Annotated in this window: 20 protein-coding genes, 1 tRNA gene, 1 other RNA gene and 1 pseudogene; 5 read left to right on the plus strand and 18 right to left on the minus strand. The window is 67.8% G+C overall.

The window, feature by feature from the left end; genetic code table 11:
• Positions 1 to 59: 59 nt before the first annotated feature.
• From ilvC to otsA, 6 genes are read right to left on the minus strand one after another with little or no spacing between them, the layout of a single operon-like run.
• Entirely contained in the window at positions 60 to 1,088 is a 1,029-nt protein-coding gene (ilvC, locus tag IFT89_RS14580) for a ketol-acid reductoisomerase (protein WP_194644398.1), read from the minus strand.
• 48 nt (positions 1,089 to 1,136) lie between these two features.
• Positions 1,137 to 1,646, minus strand: coding sequence for an acetolactate synthase small subunit (gene ilvN, locus IFT89_RS14585; protein ID WP_064296248.1), 510 nt, complete (start codon positions 1,644 to 1,646; stop codon positions 1,137 to 1,139).
• A 2-nt stretch (positions 1,647 to 1,648) separates the two neighbouring features.
• The gene (locus tag IFT89_RS14590) at positions 1,649 to 3,454 is read right to left on the minus strand and encodes an acetolactate synthase large subunit (protein WP_085510581.1); all 1,806 of its coding nucleotides are present in this window, start codon (positions 3,452 to 3,454) and stop codon (positions 1,649 to 1,651) included.
• Positions 3,455 to 3,496: 42 nt separating this feature from the next.
• Positions 3,497 to 5,191 (minus strand): dihydroxy-acid dehydratase, encoded by a 1,695-nt coding sequence (gene ilvD / locus IFT89_RS14595; RefSeq protein ID WP_064296246.1) that lies wholly within the window; start codon positions 5,189 to 5,191, stop codon positions 3,497 to 3,499.
• 1 nt (position 5,192) lies between these two features.
• Complete coding sequence (gene otsB, locus IFT89_RS14600; protein ID WP_079705605.1) at positions 5,193 to 6,014, minus strand: trehalose-phosphatase; 822 nt, start codon at positions 6,012 to 6,014, stop codon at positions 5,193 to 5,195.
• Entirely contained in the window at positions 6,011 to 7,594 is a 1,584-nt protein-coding gene (gene otsA, locus IFT89_RS14605) for an alpha,alpha-trehalose-phosphate synthase (UDP-forming) (protein ID WP_137241913.1), read from the minus strand. Before otsA ends, otsB begins: the two co-directional genes overlap by 4 nt.
• A 57-nt stretch (positions 7,595 to 7,651) precedes the next feature.
• Between otsA and IFT89_RS14610 the strand changes: the two genes are divergently transcribed.
• The 3 genes from IFT89_RS14610 (at position 7,652) to IFT89_RS14620 (ending at position 9,396) form a co-directional block, all read left to right on the plus strand.
• The gene (locus IFT89_RS14610) at positions 7,652 to 8,485 is read left to right on the plus strand and encodes a sugar phosphate isomerase/epimerase family protein (protein ID WP_244650739.1); all 834 of its coding nucleotides are present in this window, start codon (positions 7,652 to 7,654) and stop codon (positions 8,483 to 8,485) included.
• 4 nt (positions 8,486 to 8,489) lie between these two features.
• Positions 8,490 to 8,678 carry a hypothetical protein gene (locus IFT89_RS14615; protein ID WP_079705603.1) on the plus strand — a complete coding sequence of 63 codons (189 nt, stop codon included), beginning with the start codon at positions 8,490 to 8,492 and terminating at the stop codon, positions 8,676 to 8,678.
• 148 nt (positions 8,679 to 8,826) lie between these two features.
• Entirely contained in the window at positions 8,827 to 9,396 is a 570-nt protein-coding gene (locus tag IFT89_RS14620; RefSeq protein ID WP_086473607.1) for a hypothetical protein, read from the plus strand.
• A gap of 381 nt (positions 9,397 to 9,777) precedes the next feature.
• Here the strand turns inward: IFT89_RS14620 and IFT89_RS14625 are convergent.
• Positions 9,778 to 9,853 (minus strand) — tRNA-Lys (locus IFT89_RS14625).
• A gap of 147 nt (positions 9,854 to 10,000) precedes the next feature.
• Here IFT89_RS14625 and IFT89_RS14630 point away from each other — a divergent pair.
• Positions 10,001 to 10,804, plus strand: coding sequence for an inositol monophosphatase family protein (locus IFT89_RS14630; RefSeq protein WP_085510578.1), 804 nt, complete (start codon positions 10,001 to 10,003; stop codon positions 10,802 to 10,804).
• A gap of 63 nt (positions 10,805 to 10,867) precedes the next feature.
• Entirely contained in the window at positions 10,868 to 11,851 is a 984-nt protein-coding gene (locus IFT89_RS14635; protein ID WP_202939327.1) for a DNA topoisomerase IB, read from the plus strand.
• Here the strand turns inward: IFT89_RS14635 and IFT89_RS14640 are convergent.
• The 11 genes and pseudogenes from IFT89_RS14640 to IFT89_RS14690 form a co-directional block, all read right to left on the minus strand.
• Positions 11,848 to 12,216 (minus strand): DUF7882 family protein, encoded by a 369-nt coding sequence (locus IFT89_RS14640; protein ID WP_137241917.1) that lies wholly within the window; start codon positions 12,214 to 12,216, stop codon positions 11,848 to 11,850. The genes IFT89_RS14635 and IFT89_RS14640 overlap by 4 nt on opposite strands.
• Before the next feature lie 15 nt (positions 12,217 to 12,231).
• Positions 12,232 to 12,609: a monovalent cation/H(+) antiporter subunit G gene (gene mnhG / locus IFT89_RS14645; RefSeq protein WP_064296238.1), complete on the minus strand. Its 378-nt coding sequence runs from the start codon at positions 12,607 to 12,609 to the stop codon at positions 12,232 to 12,234.
• Complete coding sequence (locus IFT89_RS14650) at positions 12,606 to 12,869, minus strand: monovalent cation/H+ antiporter complex subunit F (RefSeq protein ID WP_064296237.1); 264 nt, start codon at positions 12,867 to 12,869, stop codon at positions 12,606 to 12,608. Before IFT89_RS14650 ends, mnhG begins: the two co-directional genes overlap by 4 nt.
• A complete protein-coding gene (locus tag IFT89_RS14655) occupies positions 12,869 to 13,438 on the minus strand; it encodes a Na+/H+ antiporter subunit E (protein ID WP_137241918.1) in 570 nt (189 codons plus the stop codon). The genes IFT89_RS14650 and IFT89_RS14655 overlap by 1 nt, the downstream gene beginning before the upstream one ends.
• On the minus strand, positions 13,438 to 15,006 hold the full coding sequence (locus IFT89_RS14660) for a Na+/H+ antiporter subunit D (RefSeq protein ID WP_079002188.1): 1,569 nt from the start codon (positions 15,004 to 15,006) through the stop codon (positions 13,438 to 13,440). Before IFT89_RS14660 ends, IFT89_RS14655 begins: the two co-directional genes overlap by 1 nt.
• A complete protein-coding gene (locus tag IFT89_RS14665) occupies positions 15,003 to 15,482 on the minus strand; it encodes an NADH-quinone oxidoreductase subunit K (RefSeq protein WP_202939328.1) in 480 nt (159 codons plus the stop codon). The genes IFT89_RS14660 and IFT89_RS14665 overlap by 4 nt, the downstream gene beginning before the upstream one ends.
• Positions 15,479 to 18,409: a Na+/H+ antiporter subunit A gene (locus tag IFT89_RS14670; RefSeq protein ID WP_191940834.1), complete on the minus strand. Its 2,931-nt coding sequence runs from the start codon at positions 18,407 to 18,409 to the stop codon at positions 15,479 to 15,481. The genes IFT89_RS14665 and IFT89_RS14670 overlap by 4 nt, the downstream gene beginning before the upstream one ends.
• Positions 18,410 to 18,546: 137 nt before the next feature.
• Positions 18,547 to 18,915: a transfer-messenger RNA gene (ssrA, locus tag IFT89_RS14675) on the minus strand.
• Positions 18,916 to 19,052: 137 nt separating this feature from the next.
• Positions 19,053 to 19,529 carry an SsrA-binding protein SmpB gene (smpB, locus tag IFT89_RS14680; protein WP_056007115.1) on the minus strand — a complete coding sequence of 159 codons (477 nt, stop codon included), beginning with the start codon at positions 19,527 to 19,529 and terminating at the stop codon, positions 19,053 to 19,055.
• 111 nt (positions 19,530 to 19,640) lie between these two features.
• Positions 19,641 to 20,555: a permease-like cell division protein FtsX gene (gene ftsX, locus IFT89_RS14685; RefSeq protein WP_064296231.1), complete on the minus strand. Its 915-nt coding sequence runs from the start codon at positions 20,553 to 20,555 to the stop codon at positions 19,641 to 19,643.
• Positions 20,552 to 20,953, minus strand: a pseudogene (locus IFT89_RS14690) (hypothetical protein); the annotation flags it as partial. The pseudogene IFT89_RS14690 and the gene ftsX, both read right to left, overlap by 4 nt.

Here is a 20,953-nt window from a genome sequence, read left to right on the forward strand (position 1 = left end):
CCGACGGATCGGGGCGGGCGTTCTGGCTCGGTGCCGCTGAGCGGCTGGACGAGCGGAGACTAGCGGGCGACGCTGCCGTCGACGTAGTCGTCGTCGTTCGAGGCGTTCCACGCGAAGAGCTTGCGCAGCTCGCGACCGGTTGCCTCGATCGGGTGGTCCTCGCCCTTCTTGCGCAGCTCGAGGAACTCGGGCGCGCCGGCGTCCTGGTCGTCGATGAAGCGCTTGGCGAAGGTGCCGTCCTGGATGTCCTTGAGGACCGCCTGCATGTTGGTCTTGACGCTCGGGTCGATGACGCGCGGGCCGGAGACGTAGTCGCCGTACTCAGCCGTGTCGGAGACGCTCCAACGCTGCTTGGCGATGCCACCCTCCCAGATGAGGTCGACGATGAGCTTCAGCTCGTGGAGCACCTCGAAGTAGGCGATCTGCGGCTGGTACCCGGCCTCGGTGAGGGTCTCGAAGCCGTACTGGATCAGCTGCGAGACGCCACCGCACAGGACGGCCTGCTCGCCGAAGAGGTCGGTCTCGGTCTCCTCGGTGAAGGTGGTCTTGATGCCACCGGCACGGAGGCCACCGATCGCCTTGGCGTAGGACCAGGCGAGCGCCCAGGCGCCACCGGTCTCGTCCTTCTCGACGGCGACGATGACGGGGACGCCGCGGCCGGCCTCGTACTCGCGACGGACGGTGTGGCCCGGGCCCTTCGGGGCGACCATGAAGATGTCGACGCCCTCGGGAGCCTCGATGTAGCCGAAGCGGATGTTGAAGCCGTGGCCGAAGACGAGCGCCTTGCCCGGAGCGAGCTGGTCCTTGATGGACTCGGCGAAGATCGTGCGCTGGTACTGGTCCGGAGCGAGGATGACGATGACGTCGGCCCATGCGGAGGCGTCGGCGACGTTCTTGACGGTGAAGCCCTGCTCCTCGGCCTTGGCGATCGACTTCGAGCCGTCCTTCAGGCCGACGACGACCTCGACACCGGAGTCGCGGAGGTTGAGCGCGTGTGCGTGGCCCTGCGAGCCGTAGCCGATAACGGCAACCTTCTTGCCCTGGATGAGCGACAGGTCTGCGTCCTGGTCGTAGAAAATCTCAGTCACTGGTGGTTCTCTCCTTGGTTGTGGTTTCGCAATATGCCGCAGATGCGACTAGTTCTTGAAGACGCGTTCGGTGATGGACTTCGAGCCGCGCCCGATGGCGAGGAGACCCGATTGGGCGATCTCCTTGATGCCGTAGGGCTCGAGCACCTTGAGGAGCGCGGTCGTCTTCCCGGAGTCGCCCGTGACCTCGATCACGAGGGCGTCGGTCGCCACGTCGACGACGCGGGCCCGGAACAGGTTGACGGCTTCCAGCACCTGGGAACGGGTGGAGTTGTCGACGCGGACCTTGATGAGCAGGTGCTCACGCTGGACGGACTGCGCCGGATCCAGCTCGACGATCTTGATGACGTTGATGAGCTTGTTCAGCTGCTTCGTCACCTGCTCGAGCGGAAGTTCCTCGACGTCGACGACGACTGTGATCCGGGACAGACCCTCGATCTCGCTGTGGCCGACCGCGAGGCTCTCGATGTTGAAGCCCCGGCGGGCGAACAACCCGGCGACGCGGGTCAGCAGACCGGGCTTGTCCTCGACGAGGAGGCTCAGGACGTGGCTGCTCATGCTCAGGCCTCCTCATCGAACGACGGACTGTGGTCCTTGGCGTACTGGACGTAGCTGTTGCTGACACCCTGCGGCACCATCGGCCACACCATCGCGTCGGCACTCACGACGAAGTCGATGACGACCGGACGGTCGTTCGTCTCCAGGGCGAGCTTGATGGCGGCGTCGACCTCCTCCTCCTTCGTCACGCGGATCGCGAGGCAACCGTAGGCCTCGGCCAGCTTGACGAAGTCGGGGATCCGGATGGTGTCGTGCCCGGTGTTCAGGTCGGTGTTCGAGTACCGACCGTCGTAGAAGAGCGTCTGCCACTGGCGGACCATGCCCAGCGAGGAGTTGTTGATGATCGCGACCTTGATCGGGATGTTGTTGATCGTGCAGGTCGCGAGTTCCTGGTTGGTCATCTGGAAGCAGCCGTCGCCGTCGATCGCCCACACGTGGCGATCGGGCTGGGCCACCTTGGCACCCATGGCCGCGGGGACCGAGTAACCCATGGTCCCGGCACCGCCGGAGTTCAGCCAGGAGTTCGGACGCTCGTACTTGATGAACTGCGCCGCCCACATCTGGTGCTGGCCGACGCCCGACGCGAACACGCCCTCCGGCCCGGTGATCTCGCCGATGCGGGAGATCACGTGCTGTGGCGAGAGCAGACCGTCGGTCGGCTCGGCGTAGCCCAGCGGGAACTCCTCGCGGAGCCCGTCGAGGTAGGACCACCACTCGGCGATGTCGGGGGTGACCTCGCGGGCGGCTGCCTCGAACGCCGACTGGAGGTCGACGATGACGTCCTTCGCGTCGCCCACGATGGGGACGTCCGCGATGCGGATCTTCGAGATCTCGGCCGGGTCGACGTCCACGTGGACGACCTTGGCGTTCGGCGCGAAGAGCGAGGCCTTGCCGGTCACGCGGTCGTCGAACCGTGCACCGAGCGACACGAGCAGGTCGGCCTCCTGCAGCGCGAGCACTGCCGGGACGGTGCCGTGCATGCCGGGCATGCCGAGGTGCTGCGTGTGCGAGTCGGGGAACGCCCCGCGAGCCATGAGCGTCGTCACGACCGGAGCCCCGGTCGCCTCGGCCAGCGCGAGCAGTTCCTCGGAGGCCTTGGAGCGGATCACGCCGCCGCCGACGTACAGCACCGGCTTCTTGGCGTTGACGAGCAGCTGCGCAGCGGCCTGGATCTGCTTGCCGTGCGCCTTCGTCACCGGGCGGTAGCCGGGCAGGTCGACCTTCGGCGGCCAGATGAACGGCGCTTCAGCCTGCTGGGCGTCCTTCGTGATGTCGACCAGCACCGGTCCGGGACGGCCGGTACCCGCGATCTCGTAGGCCGCGGCGATGGCCGCCGGGACCTCCTCCGGGGTCTTGACGAGGAAGGAGTGCTTCGTGATCGGCATGGTGATGCCGACGATGTCCGCCTCCTGGAACGCGTCAGTGCCCATGAGGGTCGAGAACACCTGACCGGTGATCGCGACCATCGGCACCGAGTCCATGTAGGCGTCGGCGATGGCGGTGACGAGGTTCGTCGCGCCGGGGCCGGACGTCGCGATGCACACGCCGATCCCGCCACCGGCGGCGGCGTATCCTTCGGCCGCGTGGCCGGCGCCCTGCTCGTGGCGGACCAGGATGTGGCGGAGCTTCGTCGAGTCCATCAGCGGGTCGTAGGTCGGCAGGATCGCTCCGCCGGGCAGACCGAAGATGTCGGTGACCCCGAGGAGCTCGAGCGATCGGACGATCGCCTGGGCTCCCGTCAGGATCTCCGGTGCGGCCGGGGCCGCAGGTGTTCTGGGATGAGGCACGGGTTGGGATTCCGTGGGCATGATGATTCCTTCAGCGATGAGATGCACGAACGAGATGCTCGGTTATCCCGTGATCGCGCCCTCCGCTGCGGAGTGCACGAGACGAGAGTACTTTGCGAGAACGCCACGGGTATAGCGCGGGGGAAGAGGCGCCCAGCCGTCGCGGCGGGCTTCCAGCTCTGCTTCGTCGACGAGTAGGTCGAGCGAGCGGCCAGCGATATCGACCCGTATCAGATCACCATCGCGCACGAAGGCGATTGGACCTGCGTCCACCGCTTCGGGTGCTATGTGGCCGATGCACAGTCCGGTTGTGCCGCCTGAGAATCGACCGTCCGTCAACAGTAGTACATCCTTGCCGAGTCCGGCGCCCTTGATGGCGGCCGTGATCGCGAGCATCTCGCGCATCCCCGGCCCACCCTTCGGGCCCTCGTAGCGGATGATGACGACGTCGCCCTTGTTGATCTTGCCCTCGGTGAGCGCGTCCATGGCTCCGCGTTCACGTTCGAAGACCCGCGCGGGTCCTTCGAAGACCTCGGCGTCGAATCCGGCCGTCTTCACGACGGCGCCCTCGGGCGCGAACGAGCCCTTGAGGATCGTGATGCCGCCGGTCGCGTGGATCGGGTTGTCGAGCGTGCGGATGACCGTGCCGTCGATCGGGTCGGGGTTGATGTCGGCGAGGTTCTCGGCGACCGTCTTGCCGGTGACCGTGAGGCAGTCGCCGTGCAGCAGACCGGCGTCGAGCAGCGCCTTCATGACGACGGGGACGCCGCCGTGACGGTCGACGTCGTTCATGACGTACTGGCCGAACGGCTTCAGGTCGCCGATGTGCGGCACCTTGTCGCCGATGCGGTTGAAGTCGTCGAGTGTGAGGTCGACCTCGGCCTCGCGGGCGATCGCGAGCAGGTGCAAGACCACGTTCGTCGATCCGCCGAATGCCATCGCGACGGCGATGGCGTTCTCGAACGCCTCCTTCGTCAGGATGTCGCGCGCGGTGATGCCGAGTCGGAGCATGTTGACCACGGCTTCGCCCGAGCGGTGCGCGAAGTAGTCGCGACGGCGGTCGGCCGAGGGCGGCGATGCCGAACCCGGGAGGCTCATGCCGAGCGCCTCGGCGACCGACGCCATCGTGTTGGCCGTGTACATCCCGCCGCAGGCACCCTCGCCCGGGGCGATGGCGCACTCGATGCGCTTCAGGTCCTCTTCGCTCATGTTGCCGGCCTTGCAGGCCCCGACCGCCTCGAAGGAGTCGATGATCGTGACCTCCTTCTCGGTGCCGTCGGAGAGCTTGACCCAACCCGGCGCGATCGATCCGGCGTAGAGGAAGACCGAGGAGAGGTCGAGCCGCGCGGCGGCCATGAGCATGCCCGGGAGCGACTTGTCGCAGCCGGCGAGCAGGACCGTGCCGTCGAGGCGCTCGGCCATGACCACGGTCTCGACGCTGTCGGCGATGACCTCGCGCGAGACGAGCGAGAAGTGCATGCCCTCGTGGCCCATGGAGATGCCGTCGGAGACGGAGATGGTGCCGAACTGCAGCGGGTATCCCCCACCCGAGTGCACGCCCTCCTTGGCACCCTGTGCGAGGCGGTCGAGCGAGAGGTTGCAGGGCGTGATCTCGTTCCACGAGCTCGCGATGCCGATCTGGGGCTTGTCCCAGTCCTCGTCGCCCATGCCGACGGCGCGGAGCATGCCGCGCGAGGTGGTCGCCTCGATCCCGTCGGTGACGGCACGACTGCGTGGTTTGATGTCGATCTCTGGCATTTTAAGAGTCTACGGCTTCCTTGTTGCTTCGATATTCCGCGAGCATGCCGAGGACGCGCGCGATCTCGGAGGGTCCTTCGACCCTGAAGTCGGCGGCGGTCACGCCGGTGCCACTCTTCACCCCGAGGTCGCCGGGGCCGAGTGCGCCGAACGCGTCCTCGTCCGTGACGTCGTCGCCCGCGTAGAACACGGCATCTGCTTTGGTGTACCGCCGGAGGTGTTCGACGGCTTCGCCCTTGGTCGCGCTCCTGAGCGAGAACTCGAGGACGTTCTTGCCCTCTCGAACCGTCAGGGCGCCGAACTCGTCCTTGGTGTGGGCGAGTGCTTCGAGGTGGGCGATCCTGGAGTCTTCTTCACTGGCGAGCCTCGTGTGCAGGGCGAACCCTGCCGGCTTCCGCTCGATCCAGACATTATCGTAACCCTCCGCGACGTCCTGGAGGATCCGTTGGAGGGTCTCCCGCTGTTCGCGTTCCTCATCGTCGAGGGCGAGGGCGTCGTCGGGGTTGTCGAGGCGGATCTCGACGCCGTGCGAGCCGGCGAACAGCGCGTGGTCGGGCAGCTCGGCCACCGCCACGAGACTGTCGATCGCGCGCCCGGACACGAGTGCGACGCGCGTCCCTGGCAGGTCCATCAGCGCCAACACGGCCTTGCGAGCTGCTGGCAGCGCGCGCGCCTGATCCGGGTCGTCGACCTCGGGTGCCAGGGTGCCGTCGAAGTCCAGGGCCACCAGGAGCTTCGGGACGTCGGCCAGGCGGCGGAGTTCCGCACGCAGTCCGAGGGGAAGCCCCCCGAGGGTGTCGGTGGGCTCGTCGGTGGTGCTCATGACTGGGTGGTGCTCCCCTGCTCGATGGTCGGTGACTGGTCGCGCACACGCTGCAGCTCGTCGAGGAAGGATGCCGACCAGCGCGCGACGTCGTACTCCATGACGCGCTTGCGCAGCGCCCGCATGCGACGACCACGCTCGGCCTTCGTCATGTGCACGGCCTGGAGGATCGCCGACTTCATCCCCTCGATGTCGTGCGGGTTGATCTTGAGTGCCTGCTTCAGCTCGTCGGACGCGCCGGCGAACTCGCTCAGCACGAGGACGCCGTCGTTGTCGTAGCGAGCGGCGACGTACTCCTTCGCGACGAGGTTCATGCCGTCGCGCAGGGCCGTGACGAGCATGACGTCGGCGGCGAGGTAGAGCGCGGCCATCTCCTCGCGGGGGTACCCGTGGTGCAGGTACTGGATCGCGGTGTGGCCGATGGTGCCGAAGTCACCGTTGATCCGGCCGACCGTCTGTTCGATGTCGTCGCGGAGCTGACGGTACGTCTCGACGCGTTCGCGGCTGGGGCTGGCGACCTGGACGAGCGTGACGTCCTCGACCGCGAGCTTGCCCTGTGCGAGGAGTTCTCCGAAGGCCTTGAGTCGGTGCCCGATGCCCTTCGTGTAGTCGAGGCGGTCGACGCCGAGCATGATCGTCTCCGGGTTGCCGAGCTCCTCGCGGATCTGCTTGGCACGGGCGATGATGTCGGGGCGCTGCGCGAGGACCTGGTACCCCTTGCTGTCGATCGAGATCGGGAAGTGCCGGGCGATCACCGTGCGGTACGGGGCGCCGCGCTTCGACGCGACCGGTGCCGCGTCCGTCGTGACCGACACGAGTGCGGCATCGAGCGGGACCTGGATCGCGGCCCCCTTCGTCTCGTACCCGAACAGGCGGCGGACCGCCCGGGAGAAGTTGCCCGCGTCCGCGACGCGCTGGAAGCCGATGACGTCGGCGCCGAGCAGTCCCTCGATGATCTGGCGTCGCCATGGGAGCTGCGAGTAGATGCCGTAGGCCGGGAAGGGGATGTGGTTGAAGAAGCCGATCGTGAGATCGGGTCGCAGCTCACGCAGGATCTTCGGCACGAGCTGCAGCTGGTAGTCCTGCACCCAGACCGTCGCGCCGTCGGACGCGGCCGCTGCGGCCGCCTCCGCGAACCGTCGGTTCACGGCGACGTAGGAGTCCCACCACTCGCGGTGGTAGCTCGGCGGAGCGATGACGTCGTGGTAGAGCGGCCAGATGGTGTCGTTCGAGAAGCCCTCGTAGTAGCGGGCGATCTCGTCCTCGGACAGTGGGACCGGGATGATCCACATGTCGTCGTTGTCGAACGGCTCGATCTCGAGGTCGGCCGAGCCGGCCCATCCGATCCATGCGCCGTCGGCACCGCGCATCACGGGTTCGAGGGCGGTCACGAGTCCACCGGGTGAGGTCCGCCAGCTCTCGGCACCGTCTGCATCGACGACGCGGTCGACCGGCAGCCGGTTGGATACCACGATGAAGTCGAAGGTCGACGCTGATCCGCCGTCAGGCGCGGAATATCTGGTGATGATGGCCCTCCCGGGGTGCTCGGGTTCGCTGTTCAGGCTAGCAGCGTTCCGCATGGCGAAACCGCGTGTTCAGACGGCGAGCATATGCTTGCGCTGATGATCCGCCATGGCATGAGCACGTCCTGCGTCTACCCGCTGGGAACCCGGCGCGCGTTCGAGTTGGCCGCCGAAGCCGGCTACGACGGCGTCGAGGTCATGGTCACCCAGGACCGCGTGACGCAGGACGCCGACGCCCTCCGCGCCCTCGCCGCCGAGACCGGGCTGGACATCCTCTCGATCCACGCGCCGGTCCTGACCCGGACCGCGTTCGTCTGGGGCCGCGACCATCGGGAGAAGCTCCGCCGCTCGGCTGAGCTCGCCGTCGCCGTCGGGGCGTCGACCGTCGTCGTCCACCCGCCGTTCCGGTGGCAGCGGCGCTATGCCAACGCCTTCGTCGACCTCGTCGCGGAGCTGACCGAGACGCACGGACTCGAGCTGGCCGTCGAGAACATGGCGTGCTTCCAGAGCCGCGGGCTCCGGGTGCAGCCGTTCGCCTTCGGGTACGACCCTGCCCCACTCGCCTGCGCCGCTCTGACGCTCGACTTCTCCCACGCGGCCCTCGCGGGTGAGGACTCGCTCGAGATCGCGACCCGCTACGGCGGTCGCCTCCGACACGTGCACCTGTGCGACGGGACCGCTCCGTCGCCGCGGGGCGCCTTCCTCGACGAGCACCTCCTCCCAGGCGACGGTGAGCAGCCGGTCGCCGAGGTCCTCGAGCTGCTGCGCGCGGCGGACTGGTCGGGAAGCATCGTCGCGGAGGTGCACCTGCCCGCGACCGGCGGCGACGCGCTCCGCCTCGCCCAGCTGCGGGCCTCACTGGCCTTCGCGAAGCGTGCATTCGCTAGCACAGGCGAGAACCCGAAGGAAAGCCCGGATGCGGGGGGCCTCCCCTACCGGCTAGCGTGAAGTCATGCGCAAATTCCTCTTCAACGGCAGCATGATCTCCACGGTCTTCGGCGGGATCTCCGCTCTCCAGGCGACCCGACAGGGACCGCGGGACTGGAAGCTCGCCCTCCTCTGGGTGAGCTGGGGCATCTCGCTCGCCCTCGCGATCAGCTCGGTGCTCGACGACAGCAAGCAGGCTGAGATCGGCCGCTGAGGTCGCGCCACCCGCGCTACCACGACCGCCCGGAGAACCCGAGAATTGGGGCGCTCGCCCGCGTGTCTCCGCGTCGTTCCGCGCCTCGTGATCGACAATGAGGGCAGTCCAGCCTCACGGATGATCCGCTTTCGATGAAGGGCCCGCCATGTTCGGTCGCCGACGCCACGCAGCACCAGTCTCCGCATCGAAGCTGACCGAGAAGCAGCTGTTCGACCTCGTCCACGCTCGACTGGCGAGCGAGCTCGGCGCCAACGGTGCCTGGGTGCTGTCGCGCCGCACCCCGAGCTCCGGCGACGAGATCTTCCACGAGGTCTACGCCCAGCAGCTCGCCCACGACATCGCGACGGACATCGACCTCGAGCAGGCTGCGGTGACGGTCCGTGCCGAAACCGCTCCGCCCCGTGGATGGCGCCTCTGGTCTCGCGGCCAGGAGGAAACCGCCGTCGACGCCGCCGACGAGGTCGAAGCGGTCGAGGTCATCGAGCCGACCGTCGCCGAGGAACCTGCCGCCATCACCGAGGCGATCGCCGCCCCGTCCGAGGCGCTGGCCGATGACGACCGGTCCGAGGCGGCGGCAGACGACACCGAGCCGACGCTCGTCGAGCGGACCCTCCTCGAGCCGCAGCACTACCCCATCACCGTCTGGGCCGAACCCGAGTTCATCGACGCGAGTCTCGTCAACCCGATGCCGGCCCGCCGCAGCTCGGTCGCCTGACCGACGACGCACATCGAGAACGGCCGTCCACTCCGGTGGGCGGCCGTTTCGTCGTACCAGGCCGCTGAGCGGGCATGACGCCTCATCGAACCCGAATCGATGAGGCGTCACGGCGCTGGTGGGCACGAATGCCCGACCGTCGCTCTGCTCCGCGCGGTGGGGTGACCACGCGAAGGCTTCCGCCGGCAACGGCAGGACCCGATCCCGCCATGCTGCCGACCCTTCCAGGGTCTCATGCCTGAGGCCTGCTCCGCCCCGATGACGCGAATCGGACGGGAGCTGTCGCGAAACGTCCCTGGAGCGTTTCGTCGGGCCGCAGGCTCGCGCGAGTCGAGCCGAAACGCAGAACGGCCCCGTCCGAAGACGAGGCCGTTGCTGGTGTGGTGCACCCCCCCGGACTTGAACCGGGAACCCACTGATTAAGAGTCAGTTGCTCTGCCAATTGAGCTAGAGGTGCGTGGTTTCGGAGTGTTCCGAACCGAGATATGACACTAGCACCCAACTGGCCCGGGTGCGAAATCGAGCCGGTCGGCGTGTCGCGGAGGCACGTCTGCGGGCCCTCGAGCGTCGTTCGATCAGGCCCGCGCGACCCTATCCTGGAGAGGTGACCGAACCCGTGACCGTCTCCCCCGCCGACCTCGATCTCGCGCTCCGGCTCGCCGACGCGGCCGACCGCATCGCGATGGACCGCTTCGAGGCTCGCGACCTCGAAGTGTCCACCAAACCGGACCGCTCGCACGTCACCGATGCCGACCTCGCCGTCGAACGCGCCATCCGCGGCATCCTCGAGACCGAGCGCCCGGACGACGGCGTGTTCGGCGAGGAGTACGGCGCGCAGGGACCCACGGATCGCCAGTGGATCATCGACCCGATCGACGGGACGGCGAACTTCCTCCGCGGGGTCTCGAACTGGGCGACGCTCATCTCCCTCGCCGTCGACGGCGTGCCGGTCGTCGGCGTCGTGAGCGCACCCGCCATGCACGCCCGCTGGTGGGGTGCCATCGGACACGGCGCGTGGGGCGTCCGGTTCGGCGAGACCACCCCGCGCCGGCTGTCCGTCTCGGGGGTCTCCGACCTCGCCGACGCGTCCTTCAGCTTCCAGAGCATCGCGCAGTGGGCCTCGGTCGGGCGGATCCCCCAACTGCTGGCCCTGTGCGGCTCCCTGTGGCGCGATCGGGCCATCGGTGACATGTGGCCCTACATGCTCCTCGCAGAGGGCTCGATCGACGCCGTGGCCGAATTCGGCGTGCAGGAGTACGACCTGGGCGCCCACGTGCCGATCGTCCTCGAGGCCGGCGGTCGGTTCACGGACATCGACGGTATCGAGACCATCTCCACGCGGAGCTCCCTCGCGACGAACGGGCGCCTGCACGACGCCTTCCTCGCCGAGTTGCCACCCGTCGGCTGACACGAGCGCACGGCACCGCGCAAGCCCGCCGAGCGGGATCCGACCGCGCCGTACGCTGGGCGGATGGTACGACTGAGGCGCAGCGACGTGAACGGACAGGGCATCCGACGGGTTCGATCCGGGCGCGGTTTCAGCTACCGGTTGCCGGGCGGCTCGCTCCTCGACGATCAGGAGATCCGAGCCCGGATCGACGGCCTGGTGGTCCCTCCCGCATGGAACGAGGTCTGGATCACCCCCTACGCGAACGGGCACATCCAGGCGACCGGGATCGATGCGGCCGGGCGACGGCAGTACCTCTACCACCCGTCCTGGCGCGAGCGTCAGGACCGGAGCAAGTTCGACCGCGCCCTGGCCCTCGCCGAGGCACTCCCCGCCGCGCGAGGTCGGGTCACGCGGGACCTCCGGCTCGAGGGCTACCCGCTCGCACGGGTGTCAGCCGGCGCGTTCCGCATGCTCGACACCGGCTCCCTGCGCGTCGGCGGTGAGCAATATGCGGAGGCCAACGGCAGTCACGGACTGTCGACCCTCGAGGGTGCGCACGCTCGCGTGAGCGGCGACACCGTCGCGCTGAAGTTCCCGGCGAAGAGCGGACAGCCCTGGGAGTCCGACATCGTCGACGCCGACCTGGCCTCACTCATCCGCTCCTTGAAGCGCCGTGGACCGCACGCCCGCCTCCTGGCCTGGAAGGACGGGAAGCGGTGGCGCCACCTCCAGGCGAGCCAGATCAACGACTACGTCCGGGCGCAGACGAACGGTGAGTTCACCGCGAAGGACTTCCGGACGCTGCACGGCACCGTGGCGGCCGCGGAGAGCCTGGCGAAGGCCGGACCCGTACAGAGTAAGACGGCACGCTCGAAGGTCCTCGCACAGGCCATGCGCGACGCCGCAGCGGTCCTCGGCAACACCCCGGCGATCGCGAAGTCCAGCTACGTCGACCCGCGGGTCGTCGATCGCTATACGCACGGCGAGACGATCCCTCCGGACGGTCGCGGCTCACCGGAGACAGCGCTGCGCGTCCTGCTCGTGGGGACGGACGACCCGTCCTAGCCGTGATCCTGGTCGTGAGACTCGGTGCCCGCGTCGCGCGGCGCTCCGTTCCCCGCGAGGTACCCCTCGACATCGGACTCCGGGATGAGCTGCAGCCCTCGCGGGGTGTGGGATGAATCCGAGAGGACCTCGAGCCACGCACGGTTGAGTTCCGGCGGGCGGCTCCCGAAGAAGCGGAACTGCAGTGGGATGCTCGGGGACAACCACAGCGAGCGTCGTCCGGAACCGTGCTCGGGATCGTTCGCCCAGCTGAGGAAGAAGCTCTCCTGGCGGCGCAGCTTCGCCCCGATGACGGCCTTCAGGTGCGCGAGCGCGCGGTCTTCGATCTCGTACTCGTCGCCGGACCCGTAGATGAGCATTCCCATGGGGACATTCTGCCGCTATTCGGGCGTGTGGCCGGGATGTCGTTCCTCGCCGAGTTCTTCGCGTCCCGCGAGCTCGTCGCGGACGAGGACGGCCTCGTCGAAGTTGCCGCTGCGGTAGGCCGCCCGAGCGACCATGTGCGCGGAGATCGGCGCGGTGAGGCTCTGGAACACGATGATCGCGATCGCGATGGTGATGGTCCCGACCGTCGGGCTCGAGACGGCGACGTCCGCCATGATCGCGATGAGCCCGAGGATCTGCGGCTTGGTCGCCGCGTGCAGGCGGGACAGCACATCGGGGAAGCGCAGCAGGCCGACGCCGGCGGCGAAGCACATGATCGCCCCGACGAGCACGAGGGCCCCAGTGACGATGTCGCGGATCAGCTCGCCGGTCATGCGTCGTCCTGCTTCGACATGAAGCGGGCGACGCTGACCGAGCCGACGATCGCGAACATCGCGAGCGCCAGGAGGACCGGCAGGCCGTCCGTGTGACGGTTGATCGCCATCTCGGCCCCGATCGCACACATGACGGTGGCGACGAGCACGTCGGAGGCGATCACGCGGTCGAGGAGGCTCGGCCCGCGGATGATCCGGTAGACCGCTGCGAGGGCTGCGGCACCGAACAGCACGGAGACGATGATGATCACGACGAGCATCACTGCCCCCTTCCGATCGAGACGTGGTCATGGTCGTGGCGGAGGGCGTCCGCCTCGGCGCGGGAACCGATCGCGAGGATGAGCCGTCGCTCCGTTCCGAGGACCTCGGCGACGACCGCGTCGATGTCGGCGTCGTCATGCACGTTGAGCGCGTGCAGGTAGAGCGTCGAGGCCGTGCGGTCGAGGTCGACCACGATCGAGCCGGGGACGATCGAGACCGCCTCGGCCGTCCAGCTCATGATGAGGTCGGAGGTCGTCCGCAGACGGACCGCGATCACCGCGTTACTGGACCGGAACCTCGGCTTGAGGACGAGCCACGCGATCTCCGCACTCGCCCGCACGATGTCGATGAGGAGCTTGCCCAGGAAGATCGCGGTCCGCCAGAGGTTGATGCGGCCGCTCAGCTCGACGGCCGGCAGGTAGAACAGGAACGACACCAGCAACGCGACCCCGAGACCGGTCACGAGCGTGAGCAGGTCGAACATCCCCCAGAGGAGACACCAGAGCAGGATGAGTCCGGCCAGGAGGAGCGCCTGGCTGAACAGTGCGCGACGACGTGACGGTTGCATTACTTCAGGTGCTCCGTTCCGTCGGGGAAGACCGCGGTGATGTAGTTGTCCGGGTCCTCGATGTTCTCCGCCGCGCGCGTGGCCAATCCGAAGAGGGGCCCCGCGAAGACCGTGAGGGCGAGGGTCAACGCGACCATGCCGGTCGTGGCACCGATCATCGGGCGCGAGATGGTCTTGGTGTCGACCGAGCCCGAGTCCTCGGGGCTCTCCGCGAGCTGGTCGAGCAACGGCGACGAGTATCCGGCGACCTCGTCCTTCCCACGCCAGAAGCCCATGTTCCACACGCGCGCCAGGGCGTACAGCGTCAGGAGCGAAGTCGCGGCTCCGGCGGCGATGAGGATGTACGACAGCGGGTCGCCCAGGGCGACACCCGCCTGGAACAGCCCGATCTTGCCGAGGAAGCCCGAGAACGGCGGGATGCCGCCGAGGTTCATCGCTCCGATGAAGAACAGCACGCCGACGATCGGGGAGGCCTTCAGGATGCCGCCGAGCCGGGAGATGGACGTCGTTCCACCGATCCGCTCGACGAGACCGGTGGTGAGGAACAGCGTGGTCTGGACGACGATGTGGTGGACGATGTAGTAGATCGTCGCGGCGGTCCCGGCGACCCCGCCGACGGCGATGCCGAAGATCATGTAGCCGATGTGACTCACGAGGGTGAACGACAACAATCGTTTGATGTCGGCCTGGGCGACCGCGCCGAAGATGCCGATGAGCAGGGTCAGGAACGCGATGACCATCAACGGTGTCGCCAGCGGCACGTCCTTGAAGATGAGCGTGTCGGTCCGGATGATCGCGTACACACCCACTTTCGTCAGCAGGCCCGCGAACACCGCCGTGACCGGCGCCGGCGCGGTCGGGTAGGAGTCGGGCAGCCAGAACGACAGCGGGAACACCGCAGCCTTCACCGCGAAGCCGAGCAGCAGTGCGGCGCAGAGGATCGCCTGCACCTCCATCGGCAGGTCGCGCACGCGGTCCGCCACGAGGGCGATCGTCACCGTGCCCGTCGCGCCGTAGATGAGGGCGATCGCGGCGACGAAGAGCAGCGACGACATGAGGCTGATGACGATGTACGTGACACCGGCGCGGATCCGCGCTCCCGTGCCGCCCAGGGTGAGGAGGACGTAACTGGAGGCGAGGAGCATCTCGAAGCCGACGTACATGTTGAAGAGGTCGCCCGCGACGAAGGCGTCGAACAGCCCGGCCGCCAGGACCAGGTACGTCGGGTGGAAGATCGACACCGGCGTCTCGCGGTCGCCGTCGACGATGCCCTGGCCGATGGCGAAGATGAGGACGCCCAGCAGCATCAGGGCGGCGACGAGCAGCATGATCGCCGACAGTCGGTCGACGACGAGCACGATCCCCCACGGCGGGGACCAGCCGCCCAGCTCGACGACGATCGTGCCGCTCTGGTCGACGGCCGCGAGCAGGATCGCACTGATCACGGTCACCGCGGTGAGCGCGATGACGCTGATCGCCACCTGCGTCTTGCGGCGGTTGCGGAACATGAGCGCGATCGCCGAGCCGATCAGCGGGATCATGACCACGAGCGGGACGAGTGCGTTCATTCGCTTGCCCCCTTCCTGGTCGTCTTGCGATCGTCGCCGTGCTCGTTGCTCTCGTCGAGGACCCGTTGGATGGCCTCGTCGTCCAGGTCGACCTGGTTGAAGACCGCCTCCGTCGCCGCCTCCGTGTCGTCGGCGTGCTCGTCGCTGAGGGTGTCGCCCTCGTCGCCGAGTTGTGCCAACCACCAGGTCCGGTAGATGAGCGCCAGGATGAAGGCGGTCACGCCGAAGTTGATGACGATGGCCGTGAGCATGAGCACCTGCGGCACCGGGTCGACCATGCGGTCGTCGGAGGCGGTGCCCGTGACGAGCGGTGCGGTGCCGCTCGGGCCGCTCATGATCAGGATGAGCAGGTTCGTCGCGTTGCCGACGAGCACGAACCCGATGAGGAACCTGGTGAGGCTCCGCTCGAGCATGACGTACACCCCGGTGCCGTACATGACGGCCATCAGGACGACGAGGGTCAGAGAGGCGCTCATCGTTCGGCCTCACTCGCCGAGAACTCGTCCGTACTCTGCTCGTCGATGTCGGCTTCCTCCTGTTGACGGTCGACTTCGGCCCCGAGACTGCGCAGGATGTCGAGCGCCAGTCCGACGACGACGAGGTAGACGCCGATGTCGAAGATGCTGGACGTGCCGAACGACAGGTGTCCGAGGATCGGGACGTCGGCCGAGAAGTACGCGGACTGGAGCGCCTCGCCGCCGAAGAACAGGGAACCGACGGCCGTCCCCACCGCGAGCAGCAGCCCGACGCCGAGCACCTTGCCCGCGTCGATCGGCACGGCTTCGCCGAGCTCGTAACGTCCGCCGGCGAGATACCGCATCACGAGCGCGAGGCCGGCGAGCAGACCACCGGCGAAGCCGCCGCCCGGCTCGTTGTGGCCGACGAAGAGCAGGAAGACGGAGACGACGATCGCCGGGTGGAAGAGGAGCCGCACGAGGACCTCGAGGAGGATCGAACGGTTCGCCTCGGCGATCGCCCGGCCACCGATGAGCCATGAGTGCCGCCCCACCGCATCGCGAGGCGCCTCCATCTCGCTGTCCGCGAGGTGGGGGTCGGACACGACCTGGGATCGGAGGCCCGGGATACGTCGGCGCCGCGCACCGCTGAGGCGCGGGACCTCGGCGCCCCGCTGTGAGACGAAGAGCAGGCTCGCGATACCGGTGGCCACCACGACGAGCACGGAGATCTCCCCCATGGTGTCCCAGGCTCGGATGTCGACGAGCATCACGTTGACGATGTTCTTGCCGTGGCCCTCCTCGACGGCGAGCCGGGGCAGCTCGGTCGCGATGCTCTCGGCCTGTCGCGCGCCCAGGGCGATGACCCCGATGAGCCCCATGACCAGGCCGGTCAGCGTCCCGATGACGACCCGACGGACGCGGTGGACCGGGGCGTTGCGCTGGGCGATCTTGGCCGGGAGTCGGCGGAGCACGAGGACGAACACCACGATCGTGATCGTCTCGACGAGGGCCTGGGTCAGCGCGAGGTCGGGAGCGCCGTGCAGGGCGAACAGCGCGACGAGCCCGAAACCGGTGACGCCGACGAGCAGCACGGCGGCCATGCGCTGCTTCGCCCGGGCGGCCGCGATCGCCGCGGTCGCCATGATGAAGGCGATGGCCACCTGGGCGGGATAGTCCCACAGCCGGATCTCGCTCGGCCAGGCACGCCCGAGGAGGGCGATCGTGCCGAGGGTCAGGACGAAGACCACGAGGATGGTGGACAGGTACTGGACGAGCCCGCCGCGCTGGGCGAACAGGGTGACCTTCGCGGAGAGCCGGTCGATGCCCTGGGTCGCCGCCCAGTAGCCCTTCGAGGAGTCGATGAGGGGTGGCAGGCGGTCCTGCAGACGCGCGACCGGGAGCCTCCAGCGGAAGAGCAGCAGACCGAGCAGCACCACGACGGCCGAGATGCCGAGCGCCGGCTCGAGGCCGTGCCAGAGCGCGAGGTGGTAGTCGCCCTCCCCCACGGAGTCCGCGTACGGCGCGAGCACCGTGTCGATGGGCTTCGTCGCGAAGCCGAGAGCGATGGTCGCGACGGCGAGGATGCCCGGCGCGATCATGATCGTTCCGGATTCGGCATGCAGTTCGGTCGGCGCGGCGCCGCGTCGGTCTCCGAAGGCGCCCCAGAGGAACCGGGCGCTGTACGCGACGGTCAACACGGACCCGACGGCAGTGCCGATGATCGCGACCCAACCCCACACGTCGCCCTCGAGCGCGCCCTCCAGCAGTGAGGTGAAGACGGCCTCCTTCGCGACGAACCCGAAGAGCGGTGGGATACCGGCCATCGACGCGACCGCGATCGCCGCGATGACGGCGAGCACCGGCGTCTGACGCCCGAGACCGGAGAGGTGCCGCCAGTCACGCGTCCCAGCACGGTGGTCGATGATGCCGACGACGAGGAAGAGTGCCGCCTTGTAGATGGCGTGGGCGAGCAGGAGCGCGACGGCGGCCAGGGCCGAATCACGGGTGCCGTACCCCGAGATGACCATCAGGAACCCGAGTTGGCTCACCGTCCCGTAGGCCAGGACCAGCTTGAGGTCGTACTGACGCAGCGACCGCCAGGCCCCGGCGACCATGGTGAGGACGCCCAGACCGACGAGCATCGCGTCCCAACCCGGGGTGTCGGCGTAACCGGGAGCGAGTCTCGCGACGAGGTAGATCCCGGCCTTCACCATCGCCGCAGCGTGCAGGTATGCGCTCACGGGCGTCGGTGCGGCCATCGCGGCCGGCAGCCAGAAGTGGAACGGCACGAGCGCCGACTTCGAGATCGCGCCGACGAGGATGAGGAGGATGGCGACGGTGGTCGCGGGGCCGGTCAGACCCTGCTCGACGATCGAGGCGAGCGAAGTGCTCTGCGCCTGCACGGAGATCATGATGACGCCCACGAGCATGACGAGCCCGCCGAAGGTCGTCACGAGGAGCGCCTGCAGCGCGGCACCGCGACTCTCCTTGCGATCGGTGTAGTGCCCGATGAGCAGGTAGGAGAGCACGCTCGTGATCTCCCAGAACATGAACATGACGATGATGTCGTCGGCGGTCACGAGGCCGAACATCGTGCCGGCGAAGGCGAAGAGGAGCGCGGCGAAGCGACCGAGGCCGGGCTCGGTCGAGGAGAAGTAGCGACCGCAGTAGAGCAGCACGAGGGCACCGACGCCGGTGACGACGAGGGACAGCAGCCAGGCGAGCGTGTCCATCCGGAACGAGAGCGCGATGCTCAGTTGCGGGATCCACTCGATCGTCTCGACGACCGTACCGCCGGACGTGACCGTGCCCGTTTGGAAGAGCGTCCAGACGAATGCCGCCGCGGGCATACACGCGATGACGTAGAAGACCTTCGTCGACAGCACTCGAGTGAGTGTGGGCGTGGCGACGGCGATCGCAGCAAAAACTAGCAGGATTGTCGCCATGCAGGTCTCCCGGGTGGTGGCGGCCTCTGGACTCCCAGGTTAGCAGCCCGTCGGTACCCCTCCGACCCCAGGAACGACGACAGGCCCCCGCCGAAGCGGGGGCCTGTCGTCGACTCGGCAGCGTGTGACAACGTCCGGAGTGGAGATGGGGGGAATTGAACCCCCGTCCACTGCTGTGATTCTGCGCCTTCTACGGGCGTATCCCTTAAAATGTTCTACTCGGCCCCGACCATTGACAAGGGCATCTTGGTCGACGGGCCCAGCCGAAGAAAAGTCCCGGATGACGTCGCGGCTCCGTCATCCAGCAAGTCCCCTAGATGACGCCAGGATCCGAGACGGGGACACGCTCGGTCTGACGGACTATCGGGCTCGCTTAAGCAGCGAGGGCGAAGTCAGTGCGCTTAGAGTTGGCACTTGTTGTTTTGCAGAGATCGTTAACGAGATAACCCTGCATCCTCGACCCGCTTCTCGCAGTTTCGCAGGCAATGTCGAAACCGATCATCCCCATGGACTCAGCGCCTCGGAGAACGAGGCGAAGAGGGTCGTTGTCACACGCTGTCGAGTTGTCAATCCACCGCGAACGGTGAACGAGCACCTTGCGGTGCAGCTTCCAAGTCTACCGCGCCCCAGGGGCACCTGTCACCTATTCGCCGAGCCGGTTCCTGGTGGCCATCGCACGCGCGGCCTCACGGGTGTCCTGCTTCTCGCGGAGGGCATGCCGCTTGTCGTATTCCTTCTTACCCTTCGCCACGGCGATCTCCACCTTGGCCTTGCCGTCCTTGAAGTAGATCTTCAACGGCACGAGGGTGAAGCCACCCGGGGCGATCTTGTGGGCGATCTTGTCGATCTGCTCGCGGTGCAGCAGCAGCTTGCGCTTGCGCCGTGGCGGGTGGTTCGTCCACGTGCCCTGACCGTACTCGGGGATGTGCACCGCGTCGAGCCACGCCTCACGGCGGTCGATGAAGGCGTACCCGTCGACGAGCGACGCCCGCCCGGCTCGCAGCGACTTCACCTCGGTACCCGTCAAGACCATGCCGGCCTCGTAGGTGTCCTCGATCGTGTAGTCGTGGCGGGCCTTGCGGTTCGTGGCCACGACGTTCTCGCCCCGTTCCCTCGGCACGGTGTACTCCTGACGTTCTGGTTCGGATCCATCGGAACGGACCGGCCGCGATCGCGGCAGCCTGTCAGTCTAACGCAGAGCGAGCGGTGCGGCGGCCGCACTGCCTCCCCGTTAGACCTTGAGGTACCGCGAGATCGCGAAGTTGGCCGAGATCGCCGCCAACAGCACGCCGACGAGCAGCAGGATCGGGAGAACCACGAAGGCGTCACCGAGATCGACGAAGTTGACGTACCGCATGCGGTCCGCCAGGTATCCCTGGACGAACACCTGGACGATGGTGATCACCGCCCCGGCCGCGAGGATGGAGCCGATGAGCGCGGCGAACACACCCTCGAGGATGAACGGTGTCTGGATGAACCGGTTCGATGCACCGACCAATCGCATGATTCCGAGTTCCCGGCGTCTCGAGTACGCCGACAATCGGATGGTCGTCGCGATCAGCAGGGCTGCGGCGACCAGCATGAGTGCCGCGATCCCGATCGCCGTGTAACTGGCGATGTTCAGGACCGAGAAGATCTGGTCGAGGTACTGGCGTTGATCCGTCACCTGCTCCACGCCCGCGACGCCGGAGAACGCCTCGACGAGCACGTCGGACTGCGAGGCGTCCTTCATGTTCACCCAGAAGGTCTCGGGCAGCTGGTCCGCCGTGACGAACTGTGCGATGTCGTTGCCCTTGAACTGCTCTTGGAAGTTCGTGAACGCCTGCGCCTGGTCCTCGAAGTAGAACTTGTCCACGAAGGGTGCGAGGGTCGACGACTCCAGCGCACTCTGGACGGCGGCGCGCTGCTCTTCGGTCGCGGCGCCGGCGGCGCAGGTGTCGCCCGCGCTGTCGGCGGTGCAGAGGTAAATCGCGACCTGTGCGCGGTCGTACCAGTAGTTCTTCATCTGGCCGATCTGCATCTGCAGCAGGACGGCCGTACCGACGAAGGTGAGCGAGATGAACGTCACGAGCACGACGGAGACGACCATCGAGACGTTGCGACGCAGGCCGTTCCAGACCTCGGACCAGATCAGTGCGAGTCTCACTTGGTCGGCCCCACGTTCTGCTCTCCGTCTTCAGTGCCGCGCGCCGCGGCACGCAGGCCGAGTCGCTCGGCGAGCGACAGGTGTTCGACCTCAATGGGGTCGATCTCGTTGCGTGCCGGGAGCCCGATGGGGCCCGTGGCGTTGCTCAGGCGTTGTGGAGGCGCGACCTCCGGGACCGCAGCCGCCGGTGGCACGGCGGGCTCCGCTTCCGGCGTCGTCGGCTCGGCCTCGGGCGCTTCCGGTCTCGACTCCTCGGCTCGCGTCGCCGGGGCCTCAGGCTCGGCGACGGGTGCTGCGGCCGCTTCCTGGATCGGCGTCGAGCCGGACACCCCGGTGACGACCTCGTCGGTGTCGGCCTGCGGCGTGGTCTCGCGCGAGACCGCGGCGGGCGCGGTCGG

It is taken from the genome of Plantibacter sp. CFBP 13570 (assembly GCF_014841395.1).
Lineage (GTDB): Bacteria > Actinomycetota > Actinomycetes > Actinomycetales > Microbacteriaceae > Plantibacter > Plantibacter auratus.

Excerpts from the sequence above, each read along its gene's own strand:
- ilvN (WP_064296248.1), bottom strand. The coding sequence starts at position 1,646 with ATGAGCAGCCACGTCCTGAGCCTCCTCGTCGAGGACAAGCCCGGTCTG.
- IFT89_RS14650 (WP_064296237.1), bottom strand. The coding sequence starts at position 12,869 with ATGCTCGTCGTGATCATCATCGTCTCCGTGCTGTTCGGTGCCGCAGCC.
- ilvD (WP_064296246.1), bottom strand. The coding sequence starts at position 5,191 with ATGCCAGAGATCGACATCAAACCACGCAGTCGTGCCGTCACCGACGGG.
- IFT89_RS14665 (WP_202939328.1), bottom strand. The coding sequence starts at position 15,482 with ATGAGCGCCTCTCTGACCCTCGTCGTCCTGATGGCCGTCATGTACGGC.
- IFT89_RS14655 (WP_137241918.1), bottom strand. The coding sequence starts at position 13,438 with ATGCAACCGTCACGTCGTCGCGCACTGTTCAGCCAGGCGCTCCTCCTG.
- otsB (WP_079705605.1), bottom strand. The coding sequence starts at position 6,014 with ATGAGCACCACCGACGAGCCCACCGACACCCTCGGGGGGCTTCCCCTC.
- otsA (WP_137241913.1), bottom strand. The coding sequence starts at position 7,594 with ATGCGGAACGCTGCTAGCCTGAACAGCGAACCCGAGCACCCCGGGAGG.
- mnhG (WP_064296238.1), bottom strand. The coding sequence starts at position 12,609 with ATGACCGGCGAGCTGATCCGCGACATCGTCACTGGGGCCCTCGTGCTC.
- IFT89_RS14670 (WP_191940834.1), bottom strand. The coding sequence starts at position 18,409 with ATGGCGACAATCCTGCTAGTTTTTGCTGCGATCGCCGTCGCCACGCCC.
- IFT89_RS14660 (WP_079002188.1), bottom strand. The coding sequence starts at position 15,006 with ATGAACGCACTCGTCCCGCTCGTGGTCATGATCCCGCTGATCGGCTCG.
- IFT89_RS14615 (WP_079705603.1), top strand. The coding sequence starts at position 8,490 with ATGCGCAAATTCCTCTTCAACGGCAGCATGATCTCCACGGTCTTCGGC.
- IFT89_RS14635 (WP_202939327.1), top strand. The coding sequence starts at position 10,868 with ATGGTACGACTGAGGCGCAGCGACGTGAACGGACAGGGCATCCGACGG.
- IFT89_RS14590 (WP_085510581.1), bottom strand. The coding sequence starts at position 3,454 with ATGCCCACGGAATCCCAACCCGTGCCTCATCCCAGAACACCTGCGGCC.
- IFT89_RS14640 (WP_137241917.1), bottom strand. The coding sequence starts at position 12,216 with ATGGGAATGCTCATCTACGGGTCCGGCGACGAGTACGAGATCGAAGAC.
- IFT89_RS14610 (WP_244650739.1), top strand. The coding sequence starts at position 7,652 with ATGAGCACGTCCTGCGTCTACCCGCTGGGAACCCGGCGCGCGTTCGAG.
- IFT89_RS14620 (WP_086473607.1), top strand. The coding sequence starts at position 8,827 with ATGTTCGGTCGCCGACGCCACGCAGCACCAGTCTCCGCATCGAAGCTG.